Source organism: Amycolatopsis sp. lyj-90 (assembly GCF_046549035.1).
GTDB lineage: Bacteria > Actinomycetota > Actinomycetes > Mycobacteriales > Pseudonocardiaceae > Amycolatopsis.
Genome location: NZ_JAJPWP010000009.1, coordinates 109,173 through 133,006 on the forward strand (window position 1 = coordinate 109,173; position 23,834 = coordinate 133,006).

A 23,834-nucleotide genomic window follows, 5' to 3' on the forward strand; every position below is an offset into this window, starting at 1 on the left:
CGAGACCCGCAGGCACTCTGGCCTGCGGGTTCTTTCGTCTCGTGAGTGGCTAGGACGGTTAGAACCGTCCTAGCCACTCACGAGACGCGGCCGCGGCCTCAGTCCGAAGTGTCCGCGGGGACAACGGCCTGCGAGAGGCCGCTGGAGGCGGCATCCGCTTCCAGGTGCGCCGCGATCAGGTCCAGCAGCCGGTCGGTGTCGACAGGCTTGGTCACGTAGTCGTCCGCACCCGAAGCGAGCGTCCGCGCCTTGTCCTCCGCGGTCGCCTTCGCGGTGACGGCGATCACGGGCAGGTCCTCGTGCGCGGCTTCGGCGCGGATCGCGGTGATCGTGGCGTTGCCGTCCAGTTCGGGCATCATCACGTCCATCAGCACCAGCGCGGTGTCCTCGTGCCGTTCCAGGGCCCGGATGCCCGCGACACCGGTCTCCGCGTAGATGACTTCCAGGCCGTTGCGTTCCAGGACGGCGGCCAGCGCGAAGACGTTGCGAAGGTCGTCGTCGACGATCAGGATCTTCTCGCCGTGGAACCGCAGCGACGAGGTCACCGGGATCACCTGCGGGACGGCCATGATCAGCGGGACACCGCTCGCCTGTGTGGTGGGGACGATCAGGTTCGACGCGCTCACCGGCAGGTACAGGGTGAACGTGCTGCCCTTGCCGGGTTCGCTGCGGACGCGCAGTTCGCCGCCGAGCAGTTCCGTCAGCTGCTGGCTGATCGACAGGCCCAGCCCGGTGCCGCCGTACTTGCGGCTGGTGGTGCCGTCGGCCTGGCGGAAAGCGTCGAAGATGATCGCGAGTTTGTCCGGCGCGATGCCGATTCCGGTGTCTTCGACGGCGAACGCGAGGACGCCGGGAGCCTGGCGGAGTGAGTCGGCTTCGACCTCGCCCGGGTCGGCCATCCGGATGTGCAGGCGCACGCCGCCCTCGTCGGTGAACTTCGCCGCGTTGGACAGCAGGTTCCGGAGCACCTGCTGCACGCGGTGTTCGTCGGTGTGGATCGACGACGGCACCGGCGGGTCGATCAGGACGGCGAATTCCAGGCCCTTGTCCGAAGTCAGCGGCCGGCAGATCGATTCGACGTACTCGACCACTTCCGGCAGCGTGACGTCGGACATCTGCAGATCGAGATGCCCGGCCTCGACCTTGGCCATGTCGAGGATGTCGTTGATCAGCTGTTGCAGGTCGCTGCCCGCCGAGTAGATCGTCCGCGCGAACTGGATCTGCTTCTCCGACAGGTTCCCGTCCGGGTTCTCCGACAGCAGCTTCGCGAGGATCAGCGCGCTGTTGAGCGGAGTCCGCAGTTCGTGCGACATGTTCGCCATGAACTCGGACTTGTACTGCGACGCCATGGTCAGCTGCCCGGCGCGCTCTTCGAGTTCCTGCCGCGCCTGTTCGATCTCGCTGTTCTTGACCTCGATGTCGCGGTTCTGCTGCGCCAGCAGCGCCGCCTTCTCCGCCAGATCCGTGTTCGACCGGCGCAGTTCCCGTTGCTGCGCCTGCAACTGCTCGGATCGTGCGCGCAGTTCCTGTGCCAGGCGCTGGGATTCGGTCAGCAGCGCCTCGGTGCGCGAGTTGGACTGGATGGTGCTGACGTTGACCGCGATGGTCTCCTTCAGCTGCTCCAGCAGGTCGATGTGGACGGTGCTGAAGGCGTTGATCGTCGCCAGTTCCAGCACCCCGAGCACCTCGCCCTGGAACAGCACCGGCAGCACGATCACGTTCACCGGCGCGGCCGAGCCCAGTCCCGACGAGATGAGCGCGTACTCCGGCGGCGCTTCGTGGACCAGGATCGTGCGCCGGTCGACGGCGGCCTGTCCGATGAGCGATTCGCCGGGGGAGAACCGAAGGCCCGCTTGGGATTTCGCCAGCCCGTAGGTGGCGATGCTCTCCAGGACCGTTTCCTCTTGCTCGTCTTCGCGCGCGAGGAAGAACGCGCCCTGCTGCGCGGACACCAGCGGCGTCAGCTCACTGAGAATCAGCGAAGCCACCGAAGCGAGATCGCGGTGACCCTGCATGAGCGCGGACAGCCGGGCGAGGTTGGTCTTGAGCCAGTCCTGTTCGCGGTTCGCGCGGGTGGTCTCCTTCAGGTTCGCGATCATCTGGTTGATGTTGTCCTTGAGTTCGGCCACCTCCCCGGACGCGTCGACGGTGATGTGCCGGGTCAGATCGCCCGCGGTCACCGCGGTGGCCACCTGCGCGATCGCCCGCACCTGGGTGGTCAGGTTTCCGGCCAGCTGGTTCACGCTTTCGGTCAGCCGCGACCACGTCCCGGCGACACCGGGCACCTCCGCCTGGCCGCCGAGCGTGCCGTCCGTGCCGACCTCGCGGGCGACACGCGTGACCTCGGAGGCGAACGACGACAGCTGGTCGACCATCGTGTTGATGGTCGTCTTGAGTTCGAGGATCTCGCCGCGGGCGTCGATGTCGATCTTCTTCGACAGATCGCCCTGCGCCACCGCGGTGGTCACCGTCGCGATGCTGCGGACCTGGCCGGTCAGGTTGTCGGCCATGACGTTCACGTTGTCCGTCAAGGCCTTCCACGTGCCCGCCACGTTCGGGACGCGGGCCTGGCCGCCGAGGATGCCCTCGGTACCGACCTCGCGCGCGACCCGGGTGACCTCGTCGGCGAACGCGCGCAGCGTCTCGACCATGCTGTTGATCGTCTCGGCGAGCACGGCGACCTCGCCCTGCGCGTCGATCGCGATCTTCTTCGACAGGTCGCCGTTCGCCACCGCCGTCGTCACCGTGGCGATGCTCCGCACCTGGTCGGTGAGGTTGTCGGCCATGACGTTGACGTTGTCGGTGAGGTCCTTCCAGGTTCCGGCGACGCCGCGCACCTGCGCCTGGCCGCCGAGCTTGCCCTCGGTACCGACCTCGCGGGAGACGCGGGTGACTTCGTCGGCGAACGCGGACAGCTGGTCGACCATGATGTTGACGGTGTTCTTGAGCTCCAGGATCTCGCCGCGCGCGTCGACGATGATCTTCTGCGTCAGGTCGCCCTTGGCCACCGCCGTGGTGACCTGGGCGATGTTCCGCACCTGGTCGGTCAGGTTGTTCGCCATGAAGTTGACGTTGTCGGTCAGGTCCTTCCAGGTCCCGGCCACACCGGGCACCTGCGCCTGGCCGCCGAGCCGTCCGTCGCTGCCGACCTCGCGGGCGACCCGGGTGACCTCGTCGGCGAACGAGGACAGCTGATCCACCATGGTGTTCAGCGTGTTCTTGAGTTCGAGGATCTCGCCCTTGGCGTCGACGGCGATCTTCTGCGACAGGTCGCCCTTCGCCACCGCCGTCGCCACCTGGGCGATGTTCCGCACCTGTGCGGTGAGGTTGTTCGCCATGAAGTTGACCGACCCGGTGAGGTCGCGCCAGGTCCCGGCGACCCCGGGCACCTGCGCCTGCCCGCCGAGCTGACCTTCCGTGCCGACCTCGCGCGCCACTCGCGTGACTTCGTCGGCGAACGACGAGAGCTGGTCGACCATCGTGTTGACGGTCGTCTTCAGTTCGAGGATCTCGCCGCGCGCGTCGACCGTGATCTTCTGCGTCAGGTCGCCCTTCGCGACGGCGGTGGTGACCTGGGCGATGTTGCGGACCTGGTCGGTCAGGTTGTCCGCCATCTGGTTCACCGAGTCGGTGAGCCCGCGCCAGGTGCCCGCGACTCCCGGCACGGTCGCCTGTCCGCCGAGACGCCCTTCGCTGCCGACCTCCCGCGCGACCCGGGTGACTTCGTCGGCGAAGGACGACAGCTGGTCGACCATGGTGTTCAGGGTGTTCTTGAGTTCGAGGATCTCGCCCTTGGCGTCGACGTTGATCTTCTGAGAGAGGTCGCCCTTGGCCACGGCGGTGGCGACCTGGGCGATGTTCCGCACCTGGTCGGTCAGGTTGTCCGCCATCAGGTTCACCGAGTCGGTGAGATCGCGCCACGTGCCCGCCGCGCCGGGGACCTGCGCCTGTCCGCCGAGACGGCCTTCGCTACCCACCTCGCGCGAGACGCGGGTGACTTCGTCGGCGAACGACGAGAGCTGGTCGACCATGATGTTGACGGTGTTCTTGAGCTCCAGGATCTCGCCGCGCGCGTCGACGTTGATCTTCTGGGTCAGGTCTCCCCGCGCCACGGCGGTGGTCACCTGGGCGATGTTGCGGACCTGGTCGGTCAGGTTGCTGGCCATGACGTTGACGTTGTCGGTGAGATCACGCCAGGTGCCCGCCACGCCCGGGACCTCGGCCTGGCCGCCGAGCCGTCCTTCGGTGGCGATCTCACGGGCCACTCTGGTGACTTCGGTCGCGAACCGGGAAAGCTGTTTGATCAGGCCGTTCAGCGTCTTCGCGACCTCGGCGAACTGACCTTGCAGCGGCCGTCCGCCGACTTCCAGGGGCATCGGCTCGGACAGATCACCCTCGGCGACCGCGCCCAGGACGCGGTTGAGCTCGGCAGTGGGCCTGCTCACGTCCTCGATCAACCCGTTGACGACGTCGACCGCGGTCGCCCAGCCGCCGGGACCGATCTCGGCCGCGACGCGCTCGGTCAGCCTGCCTTCCTTGCCGACCGCTTCGCGGACGCGCAGGAGCTCGGTCACCAGCCGCTGGTTGCGTTCGGCGATGTCGTTGAAGGCGCCCGCGAGCTGGGCCGCGAGCCCGTCGCCGTGCGCCACGAACCGTCGCCGGAAGTTGCCGTCCCCGAGGTCACGAGCCGCCGCGAGCAGGCGTTCCAGAGTCGCTTCGTCCACCTGGGCGCCACCACCTTCCACGGGGGTCCGGTCCCTTTGGGAGTGCTGTGTCATCTGTGTCGACCCTCTCCACCACGCATGCCAAGCCATGGTCGTCGCATCAGCGTGCCATGATTCGACCTACACTTCGAGCCAGTCCGCCCGCTCACGCTGCGCTACCCGCCAGGCAGGAGGAGGTCCGGGAATGGTGTCACGGCCGGCCCCGGCCTCGACGTCGCTCCCCTCGGAGCCGTCGCCCACGACGAGCGAGAGCGCGCTGCCCGAATCCGGGAGGTTCTGGCGCGAGCTGCTCGAGGACGTGCGTGACGCCGTGCTCGTGCAGGACGTCGGCGGCGCGCTGCGCTGGTCCAACCCCGCCGCCCGCGAGCTGTTCGGCGGCGGCCGCCCGGTACTGACCGCCGAAGGCCCCGACGTCGGCCATGTCGAGCACACCGGCCGCCGGTTCCCCGCGCGCATCCGGACCCTGCCCGGCGGCTGGCACGCCTGGACGGTGACCTCCGAGGTCGCGGCCGACGGCCCGCGCGTCGACGGTTTCCTCGCCGCTTCGGCGCCCCGCCTGGCCTCCGCCCGGGGGCGGCACGGGACGGCGAAGGTGATCGCCGAGGTCGCCGCCGCCGAACTCGCCGACTGTGTGTTCGTCCTGCTGCCGACCACCCGGGGCCGGTGGGAATGGTGGAGCTGCGACCACCGCACCAGCCACGGGCACGGCCGGATCCGCCGCGTCCCGGCCCAGCTGGCGCCGGTGCTCGCCGGAACCTTCGCCTCCACCGAGGAACCCGAGGCCAAGGCCGTGCCGGAGGAAGAGGTCGCGACGTTGCCCGCGGTCGTCGCGGAGCGCCTCGCCGGCCATTCGTCGGTCACCGTGGTCTCACTGGGCCTCGACGGCGGTGCCGGGGTCACCGGCGCGGTCATGCTCGGCAGGCGCGGTGCCCCCGCGTTCGGCGACGACCACTCGCGCGCGGTGACCGAGTTCGCCCGGGCGGCCGGGACGGCGCTGGCGAACGCGCATCGCTACGCCCGCCAGGAAGAGGCCACCCGCGGCCTGGAGACCACGCTGCGCCCGACGCCGCCGCCCGACGTTCCCGGCGTCAAGTTCGACGTCTGGTACGAGCCCTCGAGCGGCCTGCTCGACGTCGGCGGCGACTTCTACGACGTCCTGCCGAGGGAAGACGGCGGCGCGATGTACGTGCTCGGCGACGTCTGCGGCAAGGGAGCCGAGGCGGCCGCGCTCACCGGCCGGGTCCGGCAGACCCTCGCCGCGCTCAATCTCGTCGAGCACGACAACACGACGCTGCTGACCCTGCTCAACTCCCTGCTCATCACCGGCGGCAGCGGCCGGTTCGCCACGCTGGTGCTCGGTTCGGTGCTGGCGGGTGAGGACGGTCTCGCCGTCACCTTGGCTTCCGGCGGGCATCCCGCGCCGCTGGTGGTGCGCCGCCGCGGCGGGGTCGACGAGATCACCCTGCCCGGCACGCTGGTCGGGATCTCCCCGCAGGCCCGGTTCGCGGAGACGACGATCCGGCTGGCCGAGGGCGACGTCTGCCTGCTCTACACCGACGGGATCACCGAGGCGCGCCACCATGAGCGCCCGTCGGACCTGTTCGGGGACGAGCGTCTGCGTGAACTGCTGACCGGCTGCCGGGGGCTGTCCGGCCGCGACGTGGTCGCCCGCGTGCGCTCGGCGGTGCGGGAATGGCTTGGCAGCGGGACACACGACGACATCGCCGTCCTCGCCATCGAGGCCTCACGACCCGCGCAGTAGCCGCAGCACCGCCCGTTCGACGATCTCCCTCGCCTCGTCCGGACCGGGTGCCTTCCCGGCCCGCCGCACCGCGCGTTCGATGGTCCGGTCCCGCCGGTACGCCTCGGTCACCCGAGGGTCCACATAGGACTGTCTCGCCACGGCGGGGGTGTTGCCGAGGCCCGCCGCGACCTCGGTCATCACGGCCTTCTCGACCTGTTTCCTGCCCCGTTCGCTGGACGGCTTTTCCTTGTCCGCGAAGGCCGAAGCGGCGAGGACGGTGGCGTTCCAGGTCCGCAGGTCCTTCGCGGTGAAGTCGTCGCCCACGAGTTCCTTGAGTCGTTCGTTGATGTCGTCGGCCCGGACCTCCTGCCATTCGCGGCCGTCGCGGTAGGCGAGCAGGCGCACCTCCCCGCCGCGGGCGCGCCGAAGAGAGCGGACGAGCCGCACGAGGCGGTCGTCCCGCAACCGGACCTTCCGCTGGATTCCGCCTTTCGCGGGGTAATCGCAGAGTAGGCAGCCTTCGCTCACCGAGACGTGTTCACACAGCAGCGTCGCCACCCCGTGCGTGCCGTTCTCGTCGGCGTAGTTCTCCCCGCCGGTCCTGAACACCCCGAGGTCGAGCATGCGCAGCGCGCCGGCGAGGACGCGTTCGCGCGTGAGCCCGCGGGAATCGAGATCCTCCTGGACGGCTTCGCGAAGCCGGGGGAGCCGTCGTGCCAGCGCGAGGACGCGCTCGTGCTTCTCTTCGTCCCGGGTCCGCCGCCAATCCTCGTGGTAGAGGTACTGGCGGCGCCCGGCGTCGTCCACCCCGACGGCCAGGATGTGGGCGTTCTCGTGCGGTGAGATCCACACGCGCCGCCACGCGGGCGGGATCGCCAGCGCGTTGATCCGGTCGATCGTCTGCGCGTCCTTCAGCGGCTCGCCGTCCGGGGTCAGATAGCCGAAGCCACGGCCTCTGCGCCGTCTTCGGATGCCGGGGGACCCGAGGTCCGCTCGCCGTAGTCGCATGCGATCCGGATACCCCCGGTGATCGTGCTTCATACCGGTGGTTCGACCGGATCGGTCCGGGGTAATCCGGGGGCGAAGCCGACTTGAGGAGGTAATCCCGATGGCGACATCGCTGAACGGGCGCCGCGTGGCCATTCTCGCCGCGGACGGCGTGGAACAGGTCGAACTGGTCGAACCGCGCAAAGCGGTCACCGATGCCGGAGCGACGGCCGAGGTCGTCTCCCTGGAATCCGGGGAGATCCAGGCCATGAACGGCGACATCGACAAGGCGGACAAGTTCACTGTGGACCGCGTCGTCAAGGACGTCACGGTCGACGACTTCGACGCGCTCGTCCTGCCCGGCGGCACGATGAATCCGGACAATCTGCGCGCGGACGAGGACGCGGTGCGGTTCGTCCGCGACTTCGTGAACAGCGGCAAACCGGTCGGGGTCATCTGTCACGGTCCGTGGACGCTGGTCGAGGCCGACGTCGTCCGCGGTCGCACGCTCACCTCGTACCCCAGCGTCCGCACCGACATCCGCAACGCCGGCGGCACGGTCGTCGACCAGGAGGTCGTCAACGACAACGGCCTGATCTCGAGCCGGAATCCCGATGACCTGCCCGCGTTCTGTGCCGCGATCGTGTCCGAATTCGGCAAGTGAGTCCGGGTAAACGAGTGGCGCTCGTCACATAATTGGGGGAGTCTGGTGGCAGAGAAGGAGGTGCCGCGATGACCGTGCATTCGAGACGCTACGGCCGTTGGTGCCGTGAGCATTTCGACACCGAACCGGAGACCGGACGGCAGCAGCCCGCCGGTCAGGCCGTGGACACCGCCGCGGCCGTCACCGACGCCCAGACCGAGCAGGCCCAGGCCGGTGACGCCCCGCGGGGGAAGCCGGATTCGCTCAACTGAGCGTTCGCCGGTACCAGACCCGTTTCGGGCCGGGGATGCCGATCCGGGTGATCAGGTCGGTGAGCACGCCGCTGATGATGAGCCACAGCAGGGCGGCCAATCCGTCGTTGAGCAGGGTTCGCAGCTTCGCCCCCTCCGGGGTGAACAGGTTGCGCAGGCCCAGCGAGACCCCTCGCGACCACTGGTCGATCAGCTGCGCGAAACCGTTGCCCGCGTTGGCCTCGCCGAACACCAGCAGGATGTGCACGACGAGCACCAGTGCGAACACCGAGCACACGGCGCGGATCAGGGCGTTGACGACGCGGACGACGCGGATCCGGGCGGGTGTCCGTTCGACGATCTCCTCTTGGGGCACCTGCGGGTCACGCGGGTCGTTGATGTAGCTCATCGCCGTCTCCCATCATCGTCCACAGTGGACAGCCCGGCCGGGCGGAAGCTCAGCCGGGATCCCGGGTCTTGGTCCTCGACTTGGTCCGGGTCTTCGTCTTGCTCGGTTTGTCCGAGGTGCTCGGGTCGCCGTTCGACGCCGTCGCGCCACTCGGTGTCGAGGTGACGCCGACGCTTTCGGCGGTGTTGGGCCGGTTCACGGAGACGGGGACGGCTTCGGTCACCACGACCGTGCCGTTGGGCACCTTCGCGTCGCGGGTCGGCACTTCGACGGCTTCCGAGGACTGTTCTCCCTGTCCCGCCAACGGACCTGAGGTGCCTGTCACCGCCGGAGGGAGAATCCCGCCCGGCGGGGCGGGCGGGTTCGTCCCGGTCTGGCTGACCATCAGCAGCACGCCGACGGTGATCGCGGCGGCGGGCGCGCTGATGGCGGCGACCACGGCCGCCCGCTTGCGGGTGCCCGGGTTGAGATGGGCGACCTTGGTCCCGGTGGAGTCCTCCAGCAGGATCCGCGAGATCGCCGCGGCGGTCGGGCGCTGCGACGGCTTCCGCGCGGTCATCCCGCGCAGCAGTGTCGTCATGGTCACCGACAGTCCGGCGGGGATCCGGGGTGACCGGTGCAGCCGCCCGACCGCGGCCTCGACCGGCGTCCCGGTGTACTCGCGTTCCCCGGACAGGCATTCGAGCAGGACCAAGCCGAGTGAGTAGACGTCGGCGGGCGGGCCGACGTTCTCGCCGCGGACCTGTTCGGGCGCCATGTAAGCCGCCGTGCCGACGACGCCGCCGGTTTCGGTCACCCTGGTGGCGTCGAAGGCGTGCGCGACGCCGAAATCGCCGATCAACGGGCCGTCGTCGGCCATCAGGATGTTCGCCGGTTTCAGGTCGCGGTGGGTGATGCCGTGCGCGTGGACGTGCGCGAGCGCGTCGCTCAACCGGGCGGCCAGATCGACGACCGCGTCCTGGGAGAGCGGGCCGGATCGCAGGCGCTGGGCCAGATTCGGCCCTTCGACCAGACGCATCGTGAGATAGGTGTAGCCATCGTCGGAACCCGCGTCGTACAACGGGACGAGCCCGGGATGACGGACCGCGCTCAGGACCTGGATCTCCTGTTCGCGACGGCGCTCGTCGCGGGTCATCGTGTCGGCGTGGAACAGTTTCAGCGCGACCTCGCGCCGCTCGCGCAGATCGCGGGCGCGGAAGACCCGCGCGGTCGCGCCGCGGCCGAGCAGATCCCCGACCTCGTACCGGCCGGCGAGTTTGCGCGGCAGGTGATCCGGGTCGTGGACGTTCAGGCTGAACCGTCGCTGGGTGGTCCCAGCGTCGAGGTCTTCGTCGTCGTCACCGCCAGCGCGCGAACCCGCGTCGTCCATCGGTGCTACCTCCGTCTCACCGGCCGAACGCCGTATACCCGGTCCGGCTCCGGGCGAAACAAGGTTTGCGAGCGTACCGGACGTGATCCGCGGGTTCACCCCGAACGGCGGGCAACCCGCGAGGGGGCCGGACGTCTCGTGGTCATGAAGCCGAACCGGTGGGCCGCGCTCGCCGCCATCGCCTTGACCGCCATCGCCGTGATCACCCCGCCCGCCACCGCCGATTCGCTGGTACCCAAGGGTTTCGCGCCCGCGTCGACGAGCTGGACCGGGCCGCTGCGCGGGTTCGTTCTCGGGTTTTCGCCGTGCGGGAACCCGGGATGGTGCGCGTCGCTGCTGTCGACGACCGACGGCGGGAAGCGGTGGCGGCGAGTCGGCACGCCGCCGATCTCCTTGCCGGACAACCACAACCAGGTCAAGCTCACCGTGATCGACGAGCGCGACATCTTCCTCTCCGACGGTGCCCGGTTGCTCGCCAGCCGCGACGGCGGTGTCAACTGGTCCCGAGTCCGCCTCGCCGGAGTCCGGGAACCTTTCTATATTTCGAAAATCACCGAAGCAGGACCTCGTGTGTTCGCGATGGTCACCGGTTTCGGCCGCCCGTCCACGACGACGCTGTACGCCGGGATCGCCGGCACGCGGGTCCTCCAGCCGGTCCCCGGGTTCACCGTCACCGGCTCCGCGACCTACGGCGACATCGCCACCAGCGGCGGGATCCAGGTGTCGATGGGGGCGGACTACCGCGTCCAGAAGTACTGGACGTCGTCCGACGGCCTGACCTTCGAGTCCGCGCCCGCACCGTGCCCGGCGGACAGTTCGGCTTCGTTGAGCGGAGTCCGGCGGGGGCACGTGCTGGCGCTGTGCAGCGGCGGACCGGGGACGCCGCAGCCGGGGGCGACCGTCCGGCGGTTGTGGCGCGCGCCGAAGCTCGGTGGGCGGTTCACCGGAACGGCGCAAGCGCCCACACTCGGGATCGACCAGAGTTTCAGCGCCGCTTCGCCCGCGGCGGCGACCGTCGCGGCGGAAGGCGGCGGCACGGGATTCCTGCACAGCACCGCCGATGGCGGGACGACCTGGACGACGACGGTGCTCAGTGGCCGGGGTGTCTGTCTCAACGATTTGGACTTCCCGGACGAGCTCGTCGGGGTGGTGGTCGACGGGCTCCCCGACGCCGAGGGCGGCTCGGCCGTGTACCGCACCACCGACGGCGGGATCACCTGGGGTGAGCTCCTCTTCCGATGATCATTGCAGGTAGGCAAGGCTGTGGGGAGGTTCACTTCCCATACGCCATGTCGTAACCTGTGCACTGTCCGTCGATGTCGAGGGAGCCGTGGACCGTGTTCGCCGCGATCCGCATACGGCTGAAGGGTGGAGCGTGTCCATGACTTCGGACGAGGTCCGGTCTGTGCCGAGGCGCCCGTTACCGCCCCTCGACTACGACAAGCCCAATCTCGCCCGGATGAAGGACGCCCTTCTCGGGGGACACGACCATTACGAGATCGACAGGCTGGCCGTCGAGGCCTTCCTCACGGTGGCTCCCGACGGCGCCGCGGTGGCCAAGGAGTTCCGGTCCTGGGCGAGCCGGGTGGTCCGGTTCCTCGCCGGTACCCGTGGGGTCGGCCAGTTCCTCGATCTGGGCTCCGGCATGCCCTACGTCGAGAACACGCACCAGACGGCGCAGCGGTACAACCCCGACGCGCTGGTCATCTACGTCGACGACGACCCGGTGGTCCAGGCACACGGACTGGCGTTGCTGGAAGACCACCTGGTGCACGTCAGCGGCGCGGATCTGCGCGATCCCGAGCAGACGCTGAACGATCCGGCGATCGCCGAGCACCTCGAACTCGACCGCCCGGTCGCGGTGCTCCTCAACGCCGTACTGCACCACATCGAAGACCTCGACAGGGCGCGGGCCATCGTCCGCGGCTATGTCGACGCGCTCGCCCCCGGGTCGTATCTGCTGCTCACGCACTACTACACCGACGGCGAGGGGCCGTACGGCGAGTTCGCGCGGAAGCTCGATGGTCTGATGGACGGCATCGGTTATCCCACGGTGCACCGCAGCCGCGAGGAGATCGAGTCGCTGTTCGACGGGCTGGAGATGCTCGAACCCGGCCTCGTCCATCTGCACGAATGGTGGCCGGAAGGCCCGCGACTGGCTCCGTTGACCCGGTTGAACTACCTGAGCGTGGGCGGCGTGGCGGTCAAGCCTTGAGCGAGCCGAAGAACGCCTTCAGGTCGTCGTGGGCGGTCCCGAAGTCCTCGGTGTTGCCGGTGATCGCCAGTTCCAGCGTTTCGCCGTCGGAGAGTTCCATCGTCAGGTAGACGGTGAGCTTCCGGCGGGGGAAACCGCCCGCGACGATGTCCGTGAACGGGATCCGCCGCGCGCCCGGCTCGGCACGCAGATCGTCGAGGCCGCGTTCCCGCAGCTTCCGGATCCGTTTGCGGTCCGACACCCCCCGCGCTCCGATGAGCCCGGCGACACCGCGGCGGACCAGTACCGAACGCGACATCGGCAGCAACACCACTTCGGTGTCGCAGACGATCAGGTCGTAGAGCTTTCGCTTGGCCTTGAGCGCGGTGAACATCCCGAGCATCCGTGCTTCGGCGGGATCCGGCTCCCGTTCGGGCTCCTGTTTGCAGAAGTACGCGGCGGGCACGGTGAGCAACTGCAGGTTGTGGACCAGTTCGTCGACCGCGCGCGGGCTCTGCACCGCGGGGCCGACGAGTTCGGTGACGTCGAACGGTTCGCCGTCGCCGAGGCACAGTTCCCAGCCACCGCCCCAGTTCAGGCGGTGCGCGGCTACACCGTTGTCGATCATCGCGGCGGTGATGGTGTCGGCGAACAACTCGGTCAGCAGTGCGCGGCCCTCTTCGCGGGACGGGGCCCGCAGGGGTTTGGCGAGCGCGTCCGCGTCGCCGTCGCGAAGGACCCGGACGACTTCGCCGATCGTGCCGCGCGGCGCCAGCCTGCTCTCGATCCCGGCCGAGGTCAGCAGCTTCGCGCCCTCCGCCACCGACGCCCGCCCGGCGCGTTTGACGACCTCGTCCCAGTCCGCCCGCGGCCCGACGTCGCGGATCAGCACCGCCAGTTCCGCTTCGGGGACATCGATCTTCGGCGCGCCCAGCAACGCCCAGCCCGGCCGCGCGTCCGGCTTCACCGGGTTGTCCGGCACACCGGCCAGCGCGGCGATCCGCCGCTTCGTGGGCGGATGGCTGTCGAACTTCGAGAGCTCCTCGCCGTCGAGGATGTCTTCGGCGTACTCGGTCATCCAGTCCCGCTGGACCGGGTGGTTGAGGTACGACCGGAAGCCCAGCAGCACCGCGGGAGTGCGCCGCGCCGCCGCGCCGAGGGAGATGTAGCGCTCGGCGTAGTCCTTCCAGAGCGGGTCGAGCGTCGCGACCTTCCGCAGCGCCGCGGCCGCCGTCCGGCTTCCCGCCGCGAGCACGGACGCCTCGTCGGCCTGGAGTTCCTGCCGCCGGTTCGCCGACCGCGCGACCAGCAGGTACAGCTTCGAGTAGGCGGAGAGCAGGGCCCTGGCGGGGCCGCCGTCGAGCCTGTCGACGGTGAAGGCGAGCGTCTGGGTGCCGCGATAGGTCAGCGCGAGCAGGCGGGTGTGGCCGCCGCTGTAATGGCCGAGTTCGTGCGCGAGGACCGAACGCAGTTCGCTCACGCTCAGCGCGGCCAGCAACGGCAGTCCGACCAGCATCGTCCGGCGGCCCGGTCGCAGGCCGAGGAACCGGGCGTCCTCGCTGACCGCCGCGTTGATCTCGCCGATCAGCACGATCTCGTCCGGTGGCCGCGTCTTCACCTGGGCCGCGAGGTCGTCGATCATCTCCCACAGCTCCGGATGGGCGTCACGATCCAGCCGCGGTCCCTCGATCGGCGGCCGCCGCGCCCGCAGCGCGCTCACCAGCCCGAAGGCGAGCGCGATCATGATCGCGAGCCCGGCGAGCATCACGTAGGTGCCGATCTTGCCCTGGATCCGCAGGCCCGCCAGCACACTGGCGACACCCACCGCGACGACCACCACTGGGAACGCCACGAGCAGAAGTGTCGCGAGGACGGCGCGTCCTCGGGCCTGCATCGTCCGGTTACCTCTTTTCGCACAAGTGCCGTCTGTGCGGCCGAATAGTAACCGGCTACCCAGCGGACTCGTGCGGGAACGAAGAGCTACGCCCGCCACCTGGGACGGGAGAGACCTCGTGAGTGGTAAGGGCGGTTAGAACCGTCCTTACCACTCACGAGGCTCCGGCTACGCGACGTTGAAGGTGTCGGGATCCGGTCCGGTCCGCTCGCCCCGGTCCAGCACGGACAGCGAGGCGATGTCCTCCTCCGACAGCGTGAACCCGAAGACGTCGAGGTTTTCCTTGATCCGCGACGGCGTCACGGACTTCGGGATCACGATGTTGCCCAGCTGCAGGTGCCACCGCAGGACGACCTGCGCCGGAGTGCGGCCGTGCTTCTCCGCGAGCGCCTTCACCGCGGCTTCGCCGAGCAGGTCGCCGCCCTTGGCCAGCGGGCTCCACGCTTCGGTCGCGATGCCGTGCTTCGCGTCGAACTCGCGCACCTCGGCCTGCTGCAGGTACGGGTGCACCTCGACCTGGTTGACCGCCGGGGTGACGGAACCGGCGTCGAGAAGCCGCTCGAGGTGGGCGGGCTGGAAGTTGGACACGCCGATCGCGCGCACCCGGCCGTCGGCGTAGAGCTTCTCGAAGGCCTTCCACGTGTCGTTGTAGAGGTCGCGCTCGGGCGTCGGCCAGTGGATGAGGTAGAGGTCCAGCCGCTCCAGGCCCAGTTTGGCCAGGCTGGCGTCGAACGCCTTCAGCGTGGCGTCGTAGCCCTGCTCGCTGTTCCACAGCTTGGTGGTGATGAACAGTTCGTCGCGGGCGATGCCGGACTCGGCCAGTGCCTTGCCGACGCCTGCTTCGTTGCCGTAGACCTTGGCGGTGTCGATGCTGCGGTAGCCCGCGTCCAGCGCGGTCTTGACCGCGGCGGTGGTCTCCTCGTCCGGCACCTGGAAGACGCCGAACCCGAGCTGCGGCATCTCCACCCCGCTGTTGAGCTTGACGGTGGGAATGTCGGTCACTTGTGTTCCTTTCGTGGGTACTTGCGGGTCAGACGGCGGGGGCCAGTTCGGCGCGACGAGCCTTCCGCCGCCCGTGGTCGAGCATGCCTGAGATGACCGCGACCAGCAGTCCGGCGAGCGCGAGCGCGGCGCCGATCCAGTTGGACGCGGTGTAGCCGAGGCCCGCGCCGATGGCCTGGCCGCCGAGCCACGCGCCCCCGGCGTTGCCGAGGTTGAACGCGGCGATGTTGGCGGCCGACGCCAGCGCGGGGGCGCCTTCGGCCTTGTCCATGACGCGGGCCTGCAGTGGCGCGACGGTCGCGAAACCGGCGGCGCCGAAGACCGCGATGGTGATCGCGGCGGGAATCTGGGCGTGCGCGGTGAAGACGAACACGACCAGCACGGCCGCGAGGGTGGCGAGGATGACGTACAGGCTGGGCATGAGCGCCCGGTCGGCCGCCTTGCCGCCGATCAGGTTGCCGGCGAACAGGCCGGCGCCGAACAGTACGAGCAGCCAGGTCACCGCGCCGGGGGAGAAGCCGGCGACCTCGGTCATCATCGGGGCGATGTAGGTGAAGGACGCGAACACCCCGGCGAAGCCGAGCGTGGTCATCGCCAGCGCGAGCCACACCTGGGGGCGACGGAAGACGGCGAGTTCGCTGCGCAGCCCGGCGCTCCGCGTCGTCGCCTGGACCGGTACCAGCGCGAGGATCCCGATCAGGCCGACCACCCCGAGGACGCTGACCGCCCAGAACGTCGAGCGCCAGCCGAGCGCCTGCCCGAGTGCCGTCCCGGCGGGGACGCCGAGGACGTTGGCGACGGTCAGCCCGGTGAACATCATCGCGATGGCGCTGGCCTGTTTGGCGGGGGCGACCAGTGAGGAGGCGACGACCGCGCCGACGCCGAAGAACGCGCCGTGCGAGAGCGCGGCGATCACACGACCGATCATCAGCAGGCCGTAGGTGGGGGCCAGCGCGGAAACGACGTTGCCCGCGATGAACAGGACCATCAGGCCGACCAGGACCGTCTTGCGCGGCACCCGCGACGCGAGCGCGGTCAGCACCGGGGCGCCGACCACGACGCCGAGCGCGTAGCCGGAGATCAACAGCCCCGCGGAGGGGATCGAGACGCCGAAGTCGCTCGCGACCTCGGGCAACAGGCCCATGATCACGAACTCGGTGGTGCCGATACCGAAGGCGCTGATCGCCAGTGCGAGCAGTGCGGCAGGCATGGAGGCCTCACTTCTTCCCGTAGAGTGGTGTTGGCTGGCGTAGGCAACTACGGGCGTCTGAAATAGTTGCATGCGCCGTATATTGCACACGCTTGATGATGCACGACGCAACGAAGTTCGGGCAACCGGGGAAGAGGTGAACCGTGTCACTGGCCGACGACGCCGTGGAAGCACGCGCGCAGGGCTGGCGGACCCTCGCCGCACTGCACGCGCGGATCGAGGACGCGCTCGAGCGCGCGCTGGCGCAGAAGCACGAACTGTCCGTCAGCGAGTACACCGTGCTGGACGTGCTCGGCCGCCAGGACGGCTTCCACCTGCGCATGAACCAGCTGTCGAACGCCGTCGTGCTCAGCCAGTCGGCGACGACGCGGCTGGTGTCGCGGCTGGAGGACCGGGGACTGCTGCAGCGGTACCTGTGCCCGGACGACCGGCGGGGGATCTACACGGAGGTCACCCCGGCGGGACGGGAGCTGCTCGCGGCCGCGCGGCCGACGCACGACAGCGTCCTCACCGGCGCGCTGGCCGCCGCCGAGGACCTCCCCGAACTCGCGCCCTTGGTCGCCGCGCTCGGAAAGCTCACCTTCGCCCGCTCCTGACACCCCGCGTTTCGTCCTCTTGTTGCGGTAGTTGCGCGGGCAAGGACCGCGACTAGAGGACGGAACGCGGCCGGAAGGCGGCCAAGGCCTCGGTGTCGGAGGCCCGGGCGTTGAGGAAGTAGCTGGTCCATTCGTCGACGTCCGGGTAGGAAGAATCGGCGCGGATCGCGGCGCGGGCCCGGTCGATGTCGAAGGTCGTGCGGCGCAGGGTGACGGCGCCGTCGGAGAGCTGCGCCCAGTGCGCGCCGGGACGGCCGTAGGGCATGCCGACGCTGCCCGGGTTCACCACGAGACGGCCATGGGCCAATCGGGCGAAGGGCATGTGGGTGTGCCCGCACACCACGGTCGACACGTCGGCGGGAAGACCCGCGAGGACGTCCGCCCAGCGCTCCGGTGCGGAGTCGACCAGGACGACCTCGTCGTCGTCTCGGGGAGTGCCGTGGCAGAACAAGACTTTCCCGAATCCCTCGACGGCCAGAGTGACCGGATGAGGCAGAGCGGCCAGTAAGTCCACGTGGTCGGGCCGCAGCTGTGAAGCCGCCCAGGGGGCGATGGGGTCGGGGATGGCCGTCTCGCCTCCGTTCGCGAGGGCGACGAGTTCGCGGTCGGCGTTGCCGCGTACCCAGACGACGCGGTCTCCCAGCGAGATCAGGCGGTCGAGGACCTGCGCCGGTTGCGGGCCCGCCGCGATGTCACCGGTCACCACGAGGCGATCGACGCCGGGTTCCGCCAGGACGGCGTCGAGGGCCGGAAGTACCCCGTGGATGTCGGACAGCACCGCGATCGTGGCCATGATCGCAGCGTGTCAACGGATTTGCCGGACCGCAACCAGAGGACTAAACGCGGCCGAGCTGGCAAGGTGAGGGCGTGGACGATCTTCTGTTGCGCCGGGTCCGGGTCGGCTTGGCGGGTTCCCTGTCGGACGTACTGATCAAGGGTGGCCGGATCGCGGCCATCGGAGGCCCGGGACAAGCGGGTGAAGCGTCGGAAACCCTGGACGGGCACGGCGGAACGCTGTTGCCGGGACTCGTCGACGCGCACGTGCACACCGCCCAGTGGTCCGCCGCGCGCCGCCGGATCCCGCTGGGCGAGGCGAAATCCGCCGCGCACACGGTCGAGCTCGTGCTCGCCCATCTGCTGGCGAACCCCGTGCCGCCCGGCGATCTCGTGCTCGGCGCCGGATTCCGCGACGGCCTCTGGCCCGACGCCCCGCACAAGGACCTGCTGCAGAAGGCACTGCCGGGGCACCCCGTCGCCCTGTTCAGCGCCGACCTCCACACGCTGTGGCTCAGCCCCGCCGCGCTGAAACTCATCGGCCGCGACCATCCGACCGGTGTGCTGCTGGAGAACGACTGCATGAGCGCGACGGCCGAACTCCCGGTCGCCCCGGACGACGTCATCGACGGCTGGGTCGCCGACGCGCTCGACGCGGCGGCCGCCCGCGGCGTCACCGAGATCGTCGACTACGAGTACACCGACACGGTCACCGCCTGGCGGCGACGGCTGGCGCGGAAACCCTTGCCGGTCCGGGTTTCCTGCGTGATCGCGAAGTACCTGCTCGAGACCGCCGTCGAACGCGGCCACCGCACCGGCGACGTCCTCGAAGACACCGGCGGGCTGCTCACGGTCGGCCCGTTCAAACTGTTCGTCGACGGTTCGCTGAACACGCGCACCGCGTACTGCGTGGGGCACTACGCCGGGACCGAGTCCCACGGGCTGCTCGAACTGCCGCCCGAGGAGCTGGAACCGTTGATGCGCAAGGCTTCCGAGCACGGTCTCTCGCCCGCGGTGCACGCGATCGGCGATCACGCCAACAAGATCGCGCTCGACGCCTTCGCGAACGTCGGATGCGCCGGCCGCATCGAGCACGCCCAGCTGGTGCGTGCCGAGGACGTCGCGCGGTTCGCCGAACTGGGTGTCGTGGCGAGTGTGCAGCCCGCGCATCAGCCGGACGACCGCGACGTCGCCGACCGGCACTGGCACGGCTGGACCGACCGGGCTTTCCCTTACGGCGCCTTGCATCGCTCCGGGGTGACCCTGGAGTTCGGCTCGGACGCGCCGGTCGCCCCGCTGGACCCGTGGGACGCGATCGCGTCGGCGGTCAGCCGCACCGACGACGACCGCCCGCCGTGGCATCCCGAGCAGGCCATGCCGCTGGAGGCCGCGCTCGCCGCGGCGTCGGGCGGCCGGGCGGGGGTGGCCGTCGGCGACGTCGCGGATCTGGTCGTCACCGCGGTGGATCCGTCGCGGCTGTCCCCGGCCGGACTGCGTGACACTCCGGTCACCGCCACCGTGATGAACGGCAGGATCACCTACGCGTCCTGACCCCTTCCGGTGACGGTGGCTGCGAGCGGGGGTGTGGTGCGGCAGGGTGAGGTGATCGCGGAGGGAGCGCCCATGAGCACCGAGAAGCTGTTCCGGATCGCCATCGCCTTGAAGGGGCTCGATGGTGCGTTGCAGCTGGTGGGCGGACTGGTCCTGATGATCGTCCCGGCGTCGGTCGTCACCGGTTTCGCGCACGCCGTGGTCACCCGCGACCTGCTCGGCGACCCGGAAGGGACCCTGGCCCGGCACCTCGAACTCGCCGCCGGCCACTTCGTCGAGGGCCGGACGTTCGCCGTCGTGTACCTCGTCGCGCACGGGCTCATCAAGCTCGGCCTGGTCTGGGCGCTGGCTCGCAAGGTGATGCGTGCCTACCCCGTGGCCGCGGTGGTGCTCTCGGCGTTCGTGGTCTACGAGATCTTCCGCGCGATCCACACGCACTCGCTCGCGCTGCCGTTCTTCGCCGCCCTCGACGTCGTGATCGTCGTGCTGGTGCTGCGCGAGTACCGGCAGCTCAAACGGGATCGCGTCGCGGCCTGACCGCCCGGTTCAGGCCGCGACGCGAAATTTCTCCGTGGTGAGATCCGCACGGGGCGGATCCACCACGATCGCGGTGGCGTTGTCGGAGCCACCGAGCGAGATCGCCGTCCGCACCAGCTCCGTGGCCGCCCTGTCCGGCATCCCGAGGATGTCGAGCATGGTCGGCCCGCTGAGCGTCTTGTGCACGCCGTCACTGGTGAGCAGAAGCCCTCCGGTCGTGACGGTGGCCGTGCCGATCTCGTGAGCACCGGCCGTGCGGACGCTGGTGGTGACGACGTGTTCCATCCGCGGTGTCACGGGTTGATCGTGGTCGCGGAAGTACTGCGCGAGCGTATGGTCCTTCGTCACCTGCCGCACGGTGTATCCGTCCCAAGAGTACGCCCGCGCGTCCCCGACCCACGCGACGCCATACCCCTCGTCGCTCTGGACGGCCACGACGAGGACGCAGTCACCGGCCCCGCAATGTTCGAGTACAGCGCGCTGAGCAGCGAGAACGGCCGCGACCGGCCCTTGGGCGACCGGCGACCGGGCCGCCGCCGAAGCCGCCGTCCGTGCCGCGTGTCCCGCGTTCGGGTGATCTCCGACTCCATCGGCCAGCGCGAACACGATCCCCGCTCCGCCCGCGGCCGCGTAGGCCCCGACGGCGTCCGCGTTGTGCTCGCGCGGGCCCTGCGCGCTCGCCGTGTGCCAGTGTGGAAGTTCCCTCATGGTCTTCTCCTCACCCCTGGGTGATCCCTGCTTTCAGCATCCGCCTGGTTCCTGTGCGCGGCCTGAGGGTTGGCTGTCGGAAGTCCGTGGGTCGGGTTGGACCGGTCAGGACAGCAGGTTGTACACCGTCTGTTCGCCGACCGTGGTGGCGGTGAAGTTCGCCGCGACCCATTCGGCGATCTCGTCCGACCCGCCGCCGGGACCGCCGCCCCGGCCGCCTTCGACGTAGTACGTGATGTCGCCGTCGGCCACGTACCGCTGGAACTCCGCCAGCGTCGGCGCCGGATCCGAGCCGCTCCAGCCGCCGATGCCGATCACCGACTTCCCGCTCGCGAGTTCCAGGTTCGCCGCCGACTGCGAGCTCGACGTCGCCGCCGCCCACTTCGTCGTCGTCGCGGCGAGCACGGTCCCGAGCTCCGCCGACGAGCCCTCCTCCATGCCCATGCCCATCCCGCGTGGCTCGCCACTCGAGGAGGGGCCGGACGTCGGGATCGAACCGGAGTGCGCCTGCGAGGCGGTTTCGATGCCGTACGCGGTGGTCCCGAGACCGACCGTCAGCACGGCGACCGTCGCGACGACGGCGACGAGTCTGCGCCTCGGCGGGACACCTACCAGGACGACGGTCGCGGTCACCAGGCCGAGCCCGGCGATGATCCAGCGCAGCGCGGGCAGCCAGTCGGCGTCGCGGTCGAGCAGGATGTACGCCCAGACCGCGCTCGCCGCGATCATCAGCGACAGGACCACCCGCGGCGCGAGATGCGCCCGGCCGCGCCACAGCGAAGTCCCGGAGATCGCCACCACGGCGGCGATCGACGGCGCCAGCGCGACGGCGTAGTACGGGTGCACGATGCCGCTCATGTAGCTGAACACCAGCGAGGTGACGAGCATCCAGCCGCCCCAGACGATCAGCGCGGCCCTCGTCCGGTCGGTACCGGCGGCCCGCCTGGTGAACCACAGTCCCGCCACCAGGCCGATCAGCGCGGCGGGCAGCAGCCACGACACCTCACCGCCGAAGCTGGCGCCGAACATCCGGGTCAGGCCGCTTTCGCCGCCGAAACCGACGTTCCCGCCACCCGCGCCGCCGACCATCATGCCGCCGCCACCGCCGCCGCCGCTCCCGCCGAAGATCCGGCCGAGGCCGTTGTAGCCCAGCGCCAGTTCGAGCAGGCTGTCGTCGGTCGAGCCACCGATGTACGGCCGTGAGCCGGTCGGCCACAGGTCGACCAGCGCGATGAACCAGCCTGCCGAAACGACGACCGAGAACACCGCTCCCAGCAGGTGAAGCAACCGTTTGCCCAGCGAGGTCGGCGCGGCGATCAGGTAGGCGAGGCCGAACGCGGGCAGCACCAGGAACGCCTGCATCATCTTGGTCAGGAAACCGAAGCCGATGGCGACCCCGGCGAACGCCAGCCAGCGCGGGCTCGCCTTTTCGATCGCGCGGACCGTGCAGTACGCGCCCGCGATCAGCAGCAGCGTCAGCAACGCGTCCGGATTGTTGAACTTGAACATGAGCGCGGCGACCGGGGTGACGGCGAGCGCCGCCCCCGCGAACAGCCCGGCGACGGGTCCGGAGGTCCGCTTCACCGTCAGGTACAGCAGCCCGACGGAGGCGACACCCATCAGCGCTTGCGGGGCCAGCACGGTGAAACTCGAGAAACCGAAGAGCCGCGCGAACGCCGTCGTGACCCAGAGCGCGGCCGGGGGTTTGTCGACGGTCAGCACGTTGCCTGCGTCGAGCGAGCCGAACAGCCACGCCTTCCAGTCCTGCGTGCCGGACTGCACCGCCGCGGCGTAGAACGAGTTGCCGTAGCCGGAGGCCGTCAGGTTCCAGAAGTACAGCAGCGCTGTCGCGGCGAGCAGCCCGAAGACCGCGGGGCGGACCCACCGGCCCTGCGGTTCGACGACGTTTTCCTCGACAGGGCCGGGTTCCACCCGGGAAGCGAGTGTGGTGGTCATGGGGTCAGTTCTCCCTCTGAGTGGCGGGCCGGCGGCGAAAGACCCAGCCGCGCAGCAACAGGAAACGCAGCACGGTGGCCGCGAGGTTCGCGAGCACGAGCGCGGTGATCTCGAGCGGCAGCCCGGGCGCGGTCATCGTGTGCAGCAGCGCCAGCGCGCCGCTGGTGAGCCCGAGCCCGAGACCGAACACGACGAGGCCCTGGAACTGGTGCAGCCCGGCGCCTCCCCGGCCGCGGATGCCGAAGGTCAGGCGCCGGTTGAGCGCGGTGTTGCCGATCGCGGTCACCAGCAGCGCCACCAGGTTCGCCGCCTGCGCGCCGGTGAACGTCCGCAGCAGCAGGAAAAGCACGAGATACGCGATGGTGCTCACGACCCCGACGGCGGCGAACCGCACCAGCTGCCGCACGAGGCTCGGCGCCACCCCCGGTGCCCGCACCTGGATCGGCGCGCGGCCGAGTTGCTCGCGCAGGCCGCTGATCGGGATCTCACCGGTCAGCGTCGCTTTGGTCAGCCGAGCGATGCCTTTGAGGTCGGCGGTCGCGGTGGCGACGAGGTTCACCGAGGAGTCCGGGTCGTCGACCCAGTCGACCGGGACCTCGTGGATCCGCAGCCCGGCCTTCTGCGCCAGCACGAGCAGCTCGGTGTCGAAGAACCAGCCGGTGTCCTGGATGTGGGGGAGCAGCCGCTCGGCGACGTCGGCGCGGATCGCCTTGAATCCGCATTGCGCGTCGCTGAACTTCGCGGCCAGCGTGCCGCGCAGGATCAGGTTGTAGCAGCGGGAAATGAACTCCCGCTTCGGCCCGCGCACCACCCGCGCGCCGCGGGCGAGCCTGCTGCCGATCGCGAGATCGGAGTGTCCGGACAGCAGCGGTGCGACGAGAGGACCGAGCGCGGCCAGATCGGTCGAGAGGTCGACGTCCATGTAAGCGAGCACCGGAGCGTCCGATGTGGACCAGACGGTGCGCAGTGCGCGGCCGCGGCCTTTTTCGTCCAGATGCCGGACTTCGACGTCGTCGAACTCGCGGCTCAGTCTCATCGCCACGCGCAGGGTGCCGTCCGTGCTGGCGTTGTCCGCGACGGTGATCCGGAACGGGTACGGGAACTGCTCCGCGAGATGCGCGTGCAGGCGCCGGATGCACGGCTCGAGGTCGGTTTCCTCGTTGTAGACCGGGATGACGACGTCGAGGACGGGGGAGCCGGTCGGGGCGATGGCGGGGCGGCGGCCGGTGTCGGCGCCGGAGATGATCGCGGCTGTCATAGCGTCAATCTCGGTCATCGCGCTGAG

19 protein-coding genes are annotated in these 23,834 nt (G+C 69.8%); 8 read left to right on the forward strand and 11 right to left on the reverse strand.

Annotated elements, in window-relative coordinates; genetic code table 11:
* Nucleotides 1-98 precede the first annotated feature (98 nt).
* Nucleotides 99-4,778 (reverse strand): HAMP domain-containing protein, encoded by a 4,680-nt coding sequence (locus ACLJPX_RS31715; RefSeq protein WP_410604143.1) that lies wholly within the window; start codon nucleotides 4,776-4,778, stop codon nucleotides 99-101.
* A 130-nt stretch (nucleotides 4,779-4,908) separates the two neighbouring features.
* Between ACLJPX_RS31715 and ACLJPX_RS31720 the strand changes: the two genes are divergently transcribed.
* Nucleotides 4,909-6,486: a SpoIIE family protein phosphatase gene (locus ACLJPX_RS31720; protein ID WP_101605958.1), complete on the forward strand. Its 1,578-nt coding sequence runs from the start codon at nucleotides 4,909-4,911 to the stop codon at nucleotides 6,484-6,486.
* Here ACLJPX_RS31720 and ACLJPX_RS31725 read toward each other — a convergent pair.
* Nucleotides 6,469-7,476, reverse strand: a complete 1,008-nt coding sequence (locus ACLJPX_RS31725; RefSeq protein WP_410604144.1) for a DNA topoisomerase IB — start codon at nucleotides 7,474-7,476, stop codon at nucleotides 6,469-6,471. The two genes, ACLJPX_RS31720 and ACLJPX_RS31725, sit on opposite strands and share 18 nt — an antisense overlap.
* Before the next feature lie 100 nt (nucleotides 7,477-7,576).
* On the opposite strand from ACLJPX_RS31725, the gene ACLJPX_RS31730 reads away from it, so the two are divergent.
* Nucleotides 7,577-8,119 carry a type 1 glutamine amidotransferase domain-containing protein gene (locus ACLJPX_RS31730; RefSeq protein ID WP_410604145.1) on the forward strand — a complete coding sequence of 181 codons (543 nt, stop codon included), beginning with the start codon at nucleotides 7,577-7,579 and terminating at the stop codon, nucleotides 8,117-8,119.
* Between the two features lie 68 nt (nucleotides 8,120-8,187).
* Nucleotides 8,188-8,370 (forward strand): hypothetical protein, encoded by a 183-nt coding sequence (locus tag ACLJPX_RS31735; protein ID WP_410604146.1) that lies wholly within the window; start codon nucleotides 8,188-8,190, stop codon nucleotides 8,368-8,370.
* Here ACLJPX_RS31735 and ACLJPX_RS31740 read toward each other — a convergent pair.
* The gene (locus ACLJPX_RS31740) at nucleotides 8,363-8,758 is read right to left on the reverse strand and encodes a hypothetical protein (RefSeq protein ID WP_410604147.1); all 396 of its coding nucleotides are present in this window, start codon (nucleotides 8,756-8,758) and stop codon (nucleotides 8,363-8,365) included. The two genes, ACLJPX_RS31735 and ACLJPX_RS31740, sit on opposite strands and share 8 nt — an antisense overlap.
* 49 nt (nucleotides 8,759-8,807) lie before the next feature.
* Complete coding sequence (locus tag ACLJPX_RS31745) at nucleotides 8,808-10,127, reverse strand: serine/threonine-protein kinase (protein ID WP_410604148.1); 1,320 nt, start codon at nucleotides 10,125-10,127, stop codon at nucleotides 8,808-8,810.
* A 144-nt stretch (nucleotides 10,128-10,271) separates the two neighbouring features.
* Between ACLJPX_RS31745 and ACLJPX_RS31750 the strand changes: the two genes are divergently transcribed.
* The gene (locus tag ACLJPX_RS31750; RefSeq protein WP_410604149.1) at nucleotides 10,272-11,369 is read left to right on the forward strand and encodes a hypothetical protein; all 1,098 of its coding nucleotides are present in this window, start codon (nucleotides 10,272-10,274) and stop codon (nucleotides 11,367-11,369) included.
* Between the two features lie 139 nt (nucleotides 11,370-11,508).
* Nucleotides 11,509-12,342: an SAM-dependent methyltransferase gene (locus ACLJPX_RS31755; RefSeq protein WP_410604150.1), complete on the forward strand. Its 834-nt coding sequence runs from the start codon at nucleotides 11,509-11,511 to the stop codon at nucleotides 12,340-12,342.
* Here ACLJPX_RS31755 and ACLJPX_RS31760 read toward each other — a convergent pair.
* The 3 genes from ACLJPX_RS31760 to ACLJPX_RS31770 all read right to left on the reverse strand — a co-directional run bounded on the left by ACLJPX_RS31760 (nucleotide 12,332) and on the right by ACLJPX_RS31770 (nucleotide 16,427).
* Nucleotides 12,332-14,215 carry a M48 family metalloprotease gene (locus ACLJPX_RS31760; protein WP_410604151.1) on the reverse strand — a complete coding sequence of 628 codons (1,884 nt, stop codon included), beginning with the start codon at nucleotides 14,213-14,215 and terminating at the stop codon, nucleotides 12,332-12,334. The genes ACLJPX_RS31755 and ACLJPX_RS31760 overlap by 11 nt on opposite strands.
* Before the next feature lie 168 nt (nucleotides 14,216-14,383).
* Complete coding sequence (locus ACLJPX_RS31765; RefSeq protein ID WP_410604152.1) at nucleotides 14,384-15,217, reverse strand: aldo/keto reductase; 834 nt, start codon at nucleotides 15,215-15,217, stop codon at nucleotides 14,384-14,386.
* A gap of 28 nt (nucleotides 15,218-15,245) precedes the next feature.
* The gene (locus tag ACLJPX_RS31770) at nucleotides 15,246-16,427 is read right to left on the reverse strand and encodes an MFS transporter (RefSeq protein WP_410604153.1); all 1,182 of its coding nucleotides are present in this window, start codon (nucleotides 16,425-16,427) and stop codon (nucleotides 15,246-15,248) included.
* Nucleotides 16,428-16,570: 143 nt separating this feature from the next.
* Here ACLJPX_RS31770 and ACLJPX_RS31775 point away from each other — a divergent pair, with 143 nt between their 5' ends.
* On the forward strand, nucleotides 16,571-17,023 hold the full coding sequence (locus ACLJPX_RS31775) for a MarR family winged helix-turn-helix transcriptional regulator (protein ID WP_410604154.1): 453 nt from the start codon (nucleotides 16,571-16,573) through the stop codon (nucleotides 17,021-17,023).
* 52 nt (nucleotides 17,024-17,075) lie between these two features.
* Here the strand turns inward: ACLJPX_RS31775 and ACLJPX_RS31780 are convergent, their stop codons facing one another.
* Entirely contained in the window at nucleotides 17,076-17,816 is a 741-nt protein-coding gene (locus ACLJPX_RS31780; RefSeq protein WP_410604155.1) for a metallophosphoesterase family protein, read from the reverse strand.
* Nucleotides 17,817-17,890: 74 nt separating this feature from the next.
* Here ACLJPX_RS31780 and ACLJPX_RS31785 point away from each other — a divergent pair, with 74 nt between their 5' ends.
* On the forward strand, nucleotides 17,891-19,348 hold the full coding sequence (locus ACLJPX_RS31785; RefSeq protein WP_410604156.1) for an amidohydrolase: 1,458 nt from the start codon (nucleotides 17,891-17,893) through the stop codon (nucleotides 19,346-19,348).
* A gap of 72 nt (nucleotides 19,349-19,420) precedes the next feature.
* A complete protein-coding gene (locus ACLJPX_RS31790) occupies nucleotides 19,421-19,885 on the forward strand; it encodes a DUF2127 domain-containing protein (protein ID WP_410604157.1) in 465 nt (154 codons plus the stop codon).
* Between the two features lie 9 nt (nucleotides 19,886-19,894).
* Here ACLJPX_RS31790 and ACLJPX_RS31795 read toward each other — a convergent pair whose 3' ends face one another.
* The 3 genes from ACLJPX_RS31795 to ACLJPX_RS31805 all read right to left on the reverse strand — a co-directional run bounded on the left by ACLJPX_RS31795 (nucleotide 19,895) and on the right by ACLJPX_RS31805 (nucleotide 23,807).
* A complete protein-coding gene (locus tag ACLJPX_RS31795) occupies nucleotides 19,895-20,593 on the reverse strand; it encodes a PP2C family protein-serine/threonine phosphatase (protein WP_101605970.1) in 699 nt (232 codons plus the stop codon).
* A 105-nt stretch (nucleotides 20,594-20,698) separates the two neighbouring features.
* A complete protein-coding gene (locus tag ACLJPX_RS31800; RefSeq protein WP_410604158.1) occupies nucleotides 20,699-22,549 on the reverse strand; it encodes an ArnT family glycosyltransferase in 1,851 nt (616 codons plus the stop codon).
* Nucleotides 22,550-22,553: 4 nt separating this feature from the next.
* On the reverse strand, nucleotides 22,554-23,807 hold the full coding sequence (locus ACLJPX_RS31805) for a glycosyltransferase (RefSeq protein ID WP_410604159.1): 1,254 nt from the start codon (nucleotides 23,805-23,807) through the stop codon (nucleotides 22,554-22,556).
* Between the last annotated feature and the right edge of the window lie 27 nt (nucleotides 23,808-23,834).

Excerpts from the sequence above, each read along its gene's own strand:
- ACLJPX_RS31740 (WP_410604147.1), bottom strand. The coding sequence starts at position 8,758 with ATGAGCTACATCAACGACCCGCGTGACCCGCAGGTGCCCCAAGAGGAG.
- ACLJPX_RS31755 (WP_410604150.1), top strand. The coding sequence starts at position 11,509 with ATGACTTCGGACGAGGTCCGGTCTGTGCCGAGGCGCCCGTTACCGCCC.
- ACLJPX_RS31715 (WP_410604143.1), bottom strand. The coding sequence starts at position 4,778 with ATGACACAGCACTCCCAAAGGGACCGGACCCCCGTGGAAGGTGGTGGC.
- ACLJPX_RS31780 (WP_410604155.1), bottom strand. The coding sequence starts at position 17,816 with ATGGCCACGATCGCGGTGCTGTCCGACATCCACGGGGTACTTCCGGCC.
- ACLJPX_RS31745 (WP_410604148.1), bottom strand. The coding sequence starts at position 10,127 with ATGGACGACGCGGGTTCGCGCGCTGGCGGTGACGACGACGAAGACCTC.
- ACLJPX_RS31760 (WP_410604151.1), bottom strand. The coding sequence starts at position 14,215 with ATGCAGGCCCGAGGACGCGCCGTCCTCGCGACACTTCTGCTCGTGGCG.
- ACLJPX_RS31735 (WP_410604146.1), top strand. The coding sequence starts at position 8,188 with ATGACCGTGCATTCGAGACGCTACGGCCGTTGGTGCCGTGAGCATTTC.
- ACLJPX_RS31805 (WP_410604159.1), bottom strand. The coding sequence starts at position 23,807 with ATGACAGCCGCGATCATCTCCGGCGCCGACACCGGCCGCCGCCCCGCC.
- ACLJPX_RS31750 (WP_410604149.1), top strand. The coding sequence starts at position 10,272 with ATGAAGCCGAACCGGTGGGCCGCGCTCGCCGCCATCGCCTTGACCGCC.
- ACLJPX_RS31795 (WP_101605970.1), bottom strand. The coding sequence starts at position 20,593 with ATGAGGGAACTTCCACACTGGCACACGGCGAGCGCGCAGGGCCCGCGC.
- ACLJPX_RS31800 (WP_410604158.1), bottom strand. The coding sequence starts at position 22,549 with ATGACCACCACACTCGCTTCCCGGGTGGAACCCGGCCCTGTCGAGGAA.
- ACLJPX_RS31770 (WP_410604153.1), bottom strand. The coding sequence starts at position 16,427 with ATGCCTGCCGCACTGCTCGCACTGGCGATCAGCGCCTTCGGTATCGGC.
- ACLJPX_RS31730 (WP_410604145.1), top strand. The coding sequence starts at position 7,577 with ATGGCGACATCGCTGAACGGGCGCCGCGTGGCCATTCTCGCCGCGGAC.
- ACLJPX_RS31725 (WP_410604144.1), bottom strand. The coding sequence starts at position 7,476 with ATGCGACTACGGCGAGCGGACCTCGGGTCCCCCGGCATCCGAAGACGG.
- ACLJPX_RS31720 (WP_101605958.1), top strand. The coding sequence starts at position 4,909 with ATGGTGTCACGGCCGGCCCCGGCCTCGACGTCGCTCCCCTCGGAGCCG.
- ACLJPX_RS31790 (WP_410604157.1), top strand. The coding sequence starts at position 19,421 with ATGAGCACCGAGAAGCTGTTCCGGATCGCCATCGCCTTGAAGGGGCTC.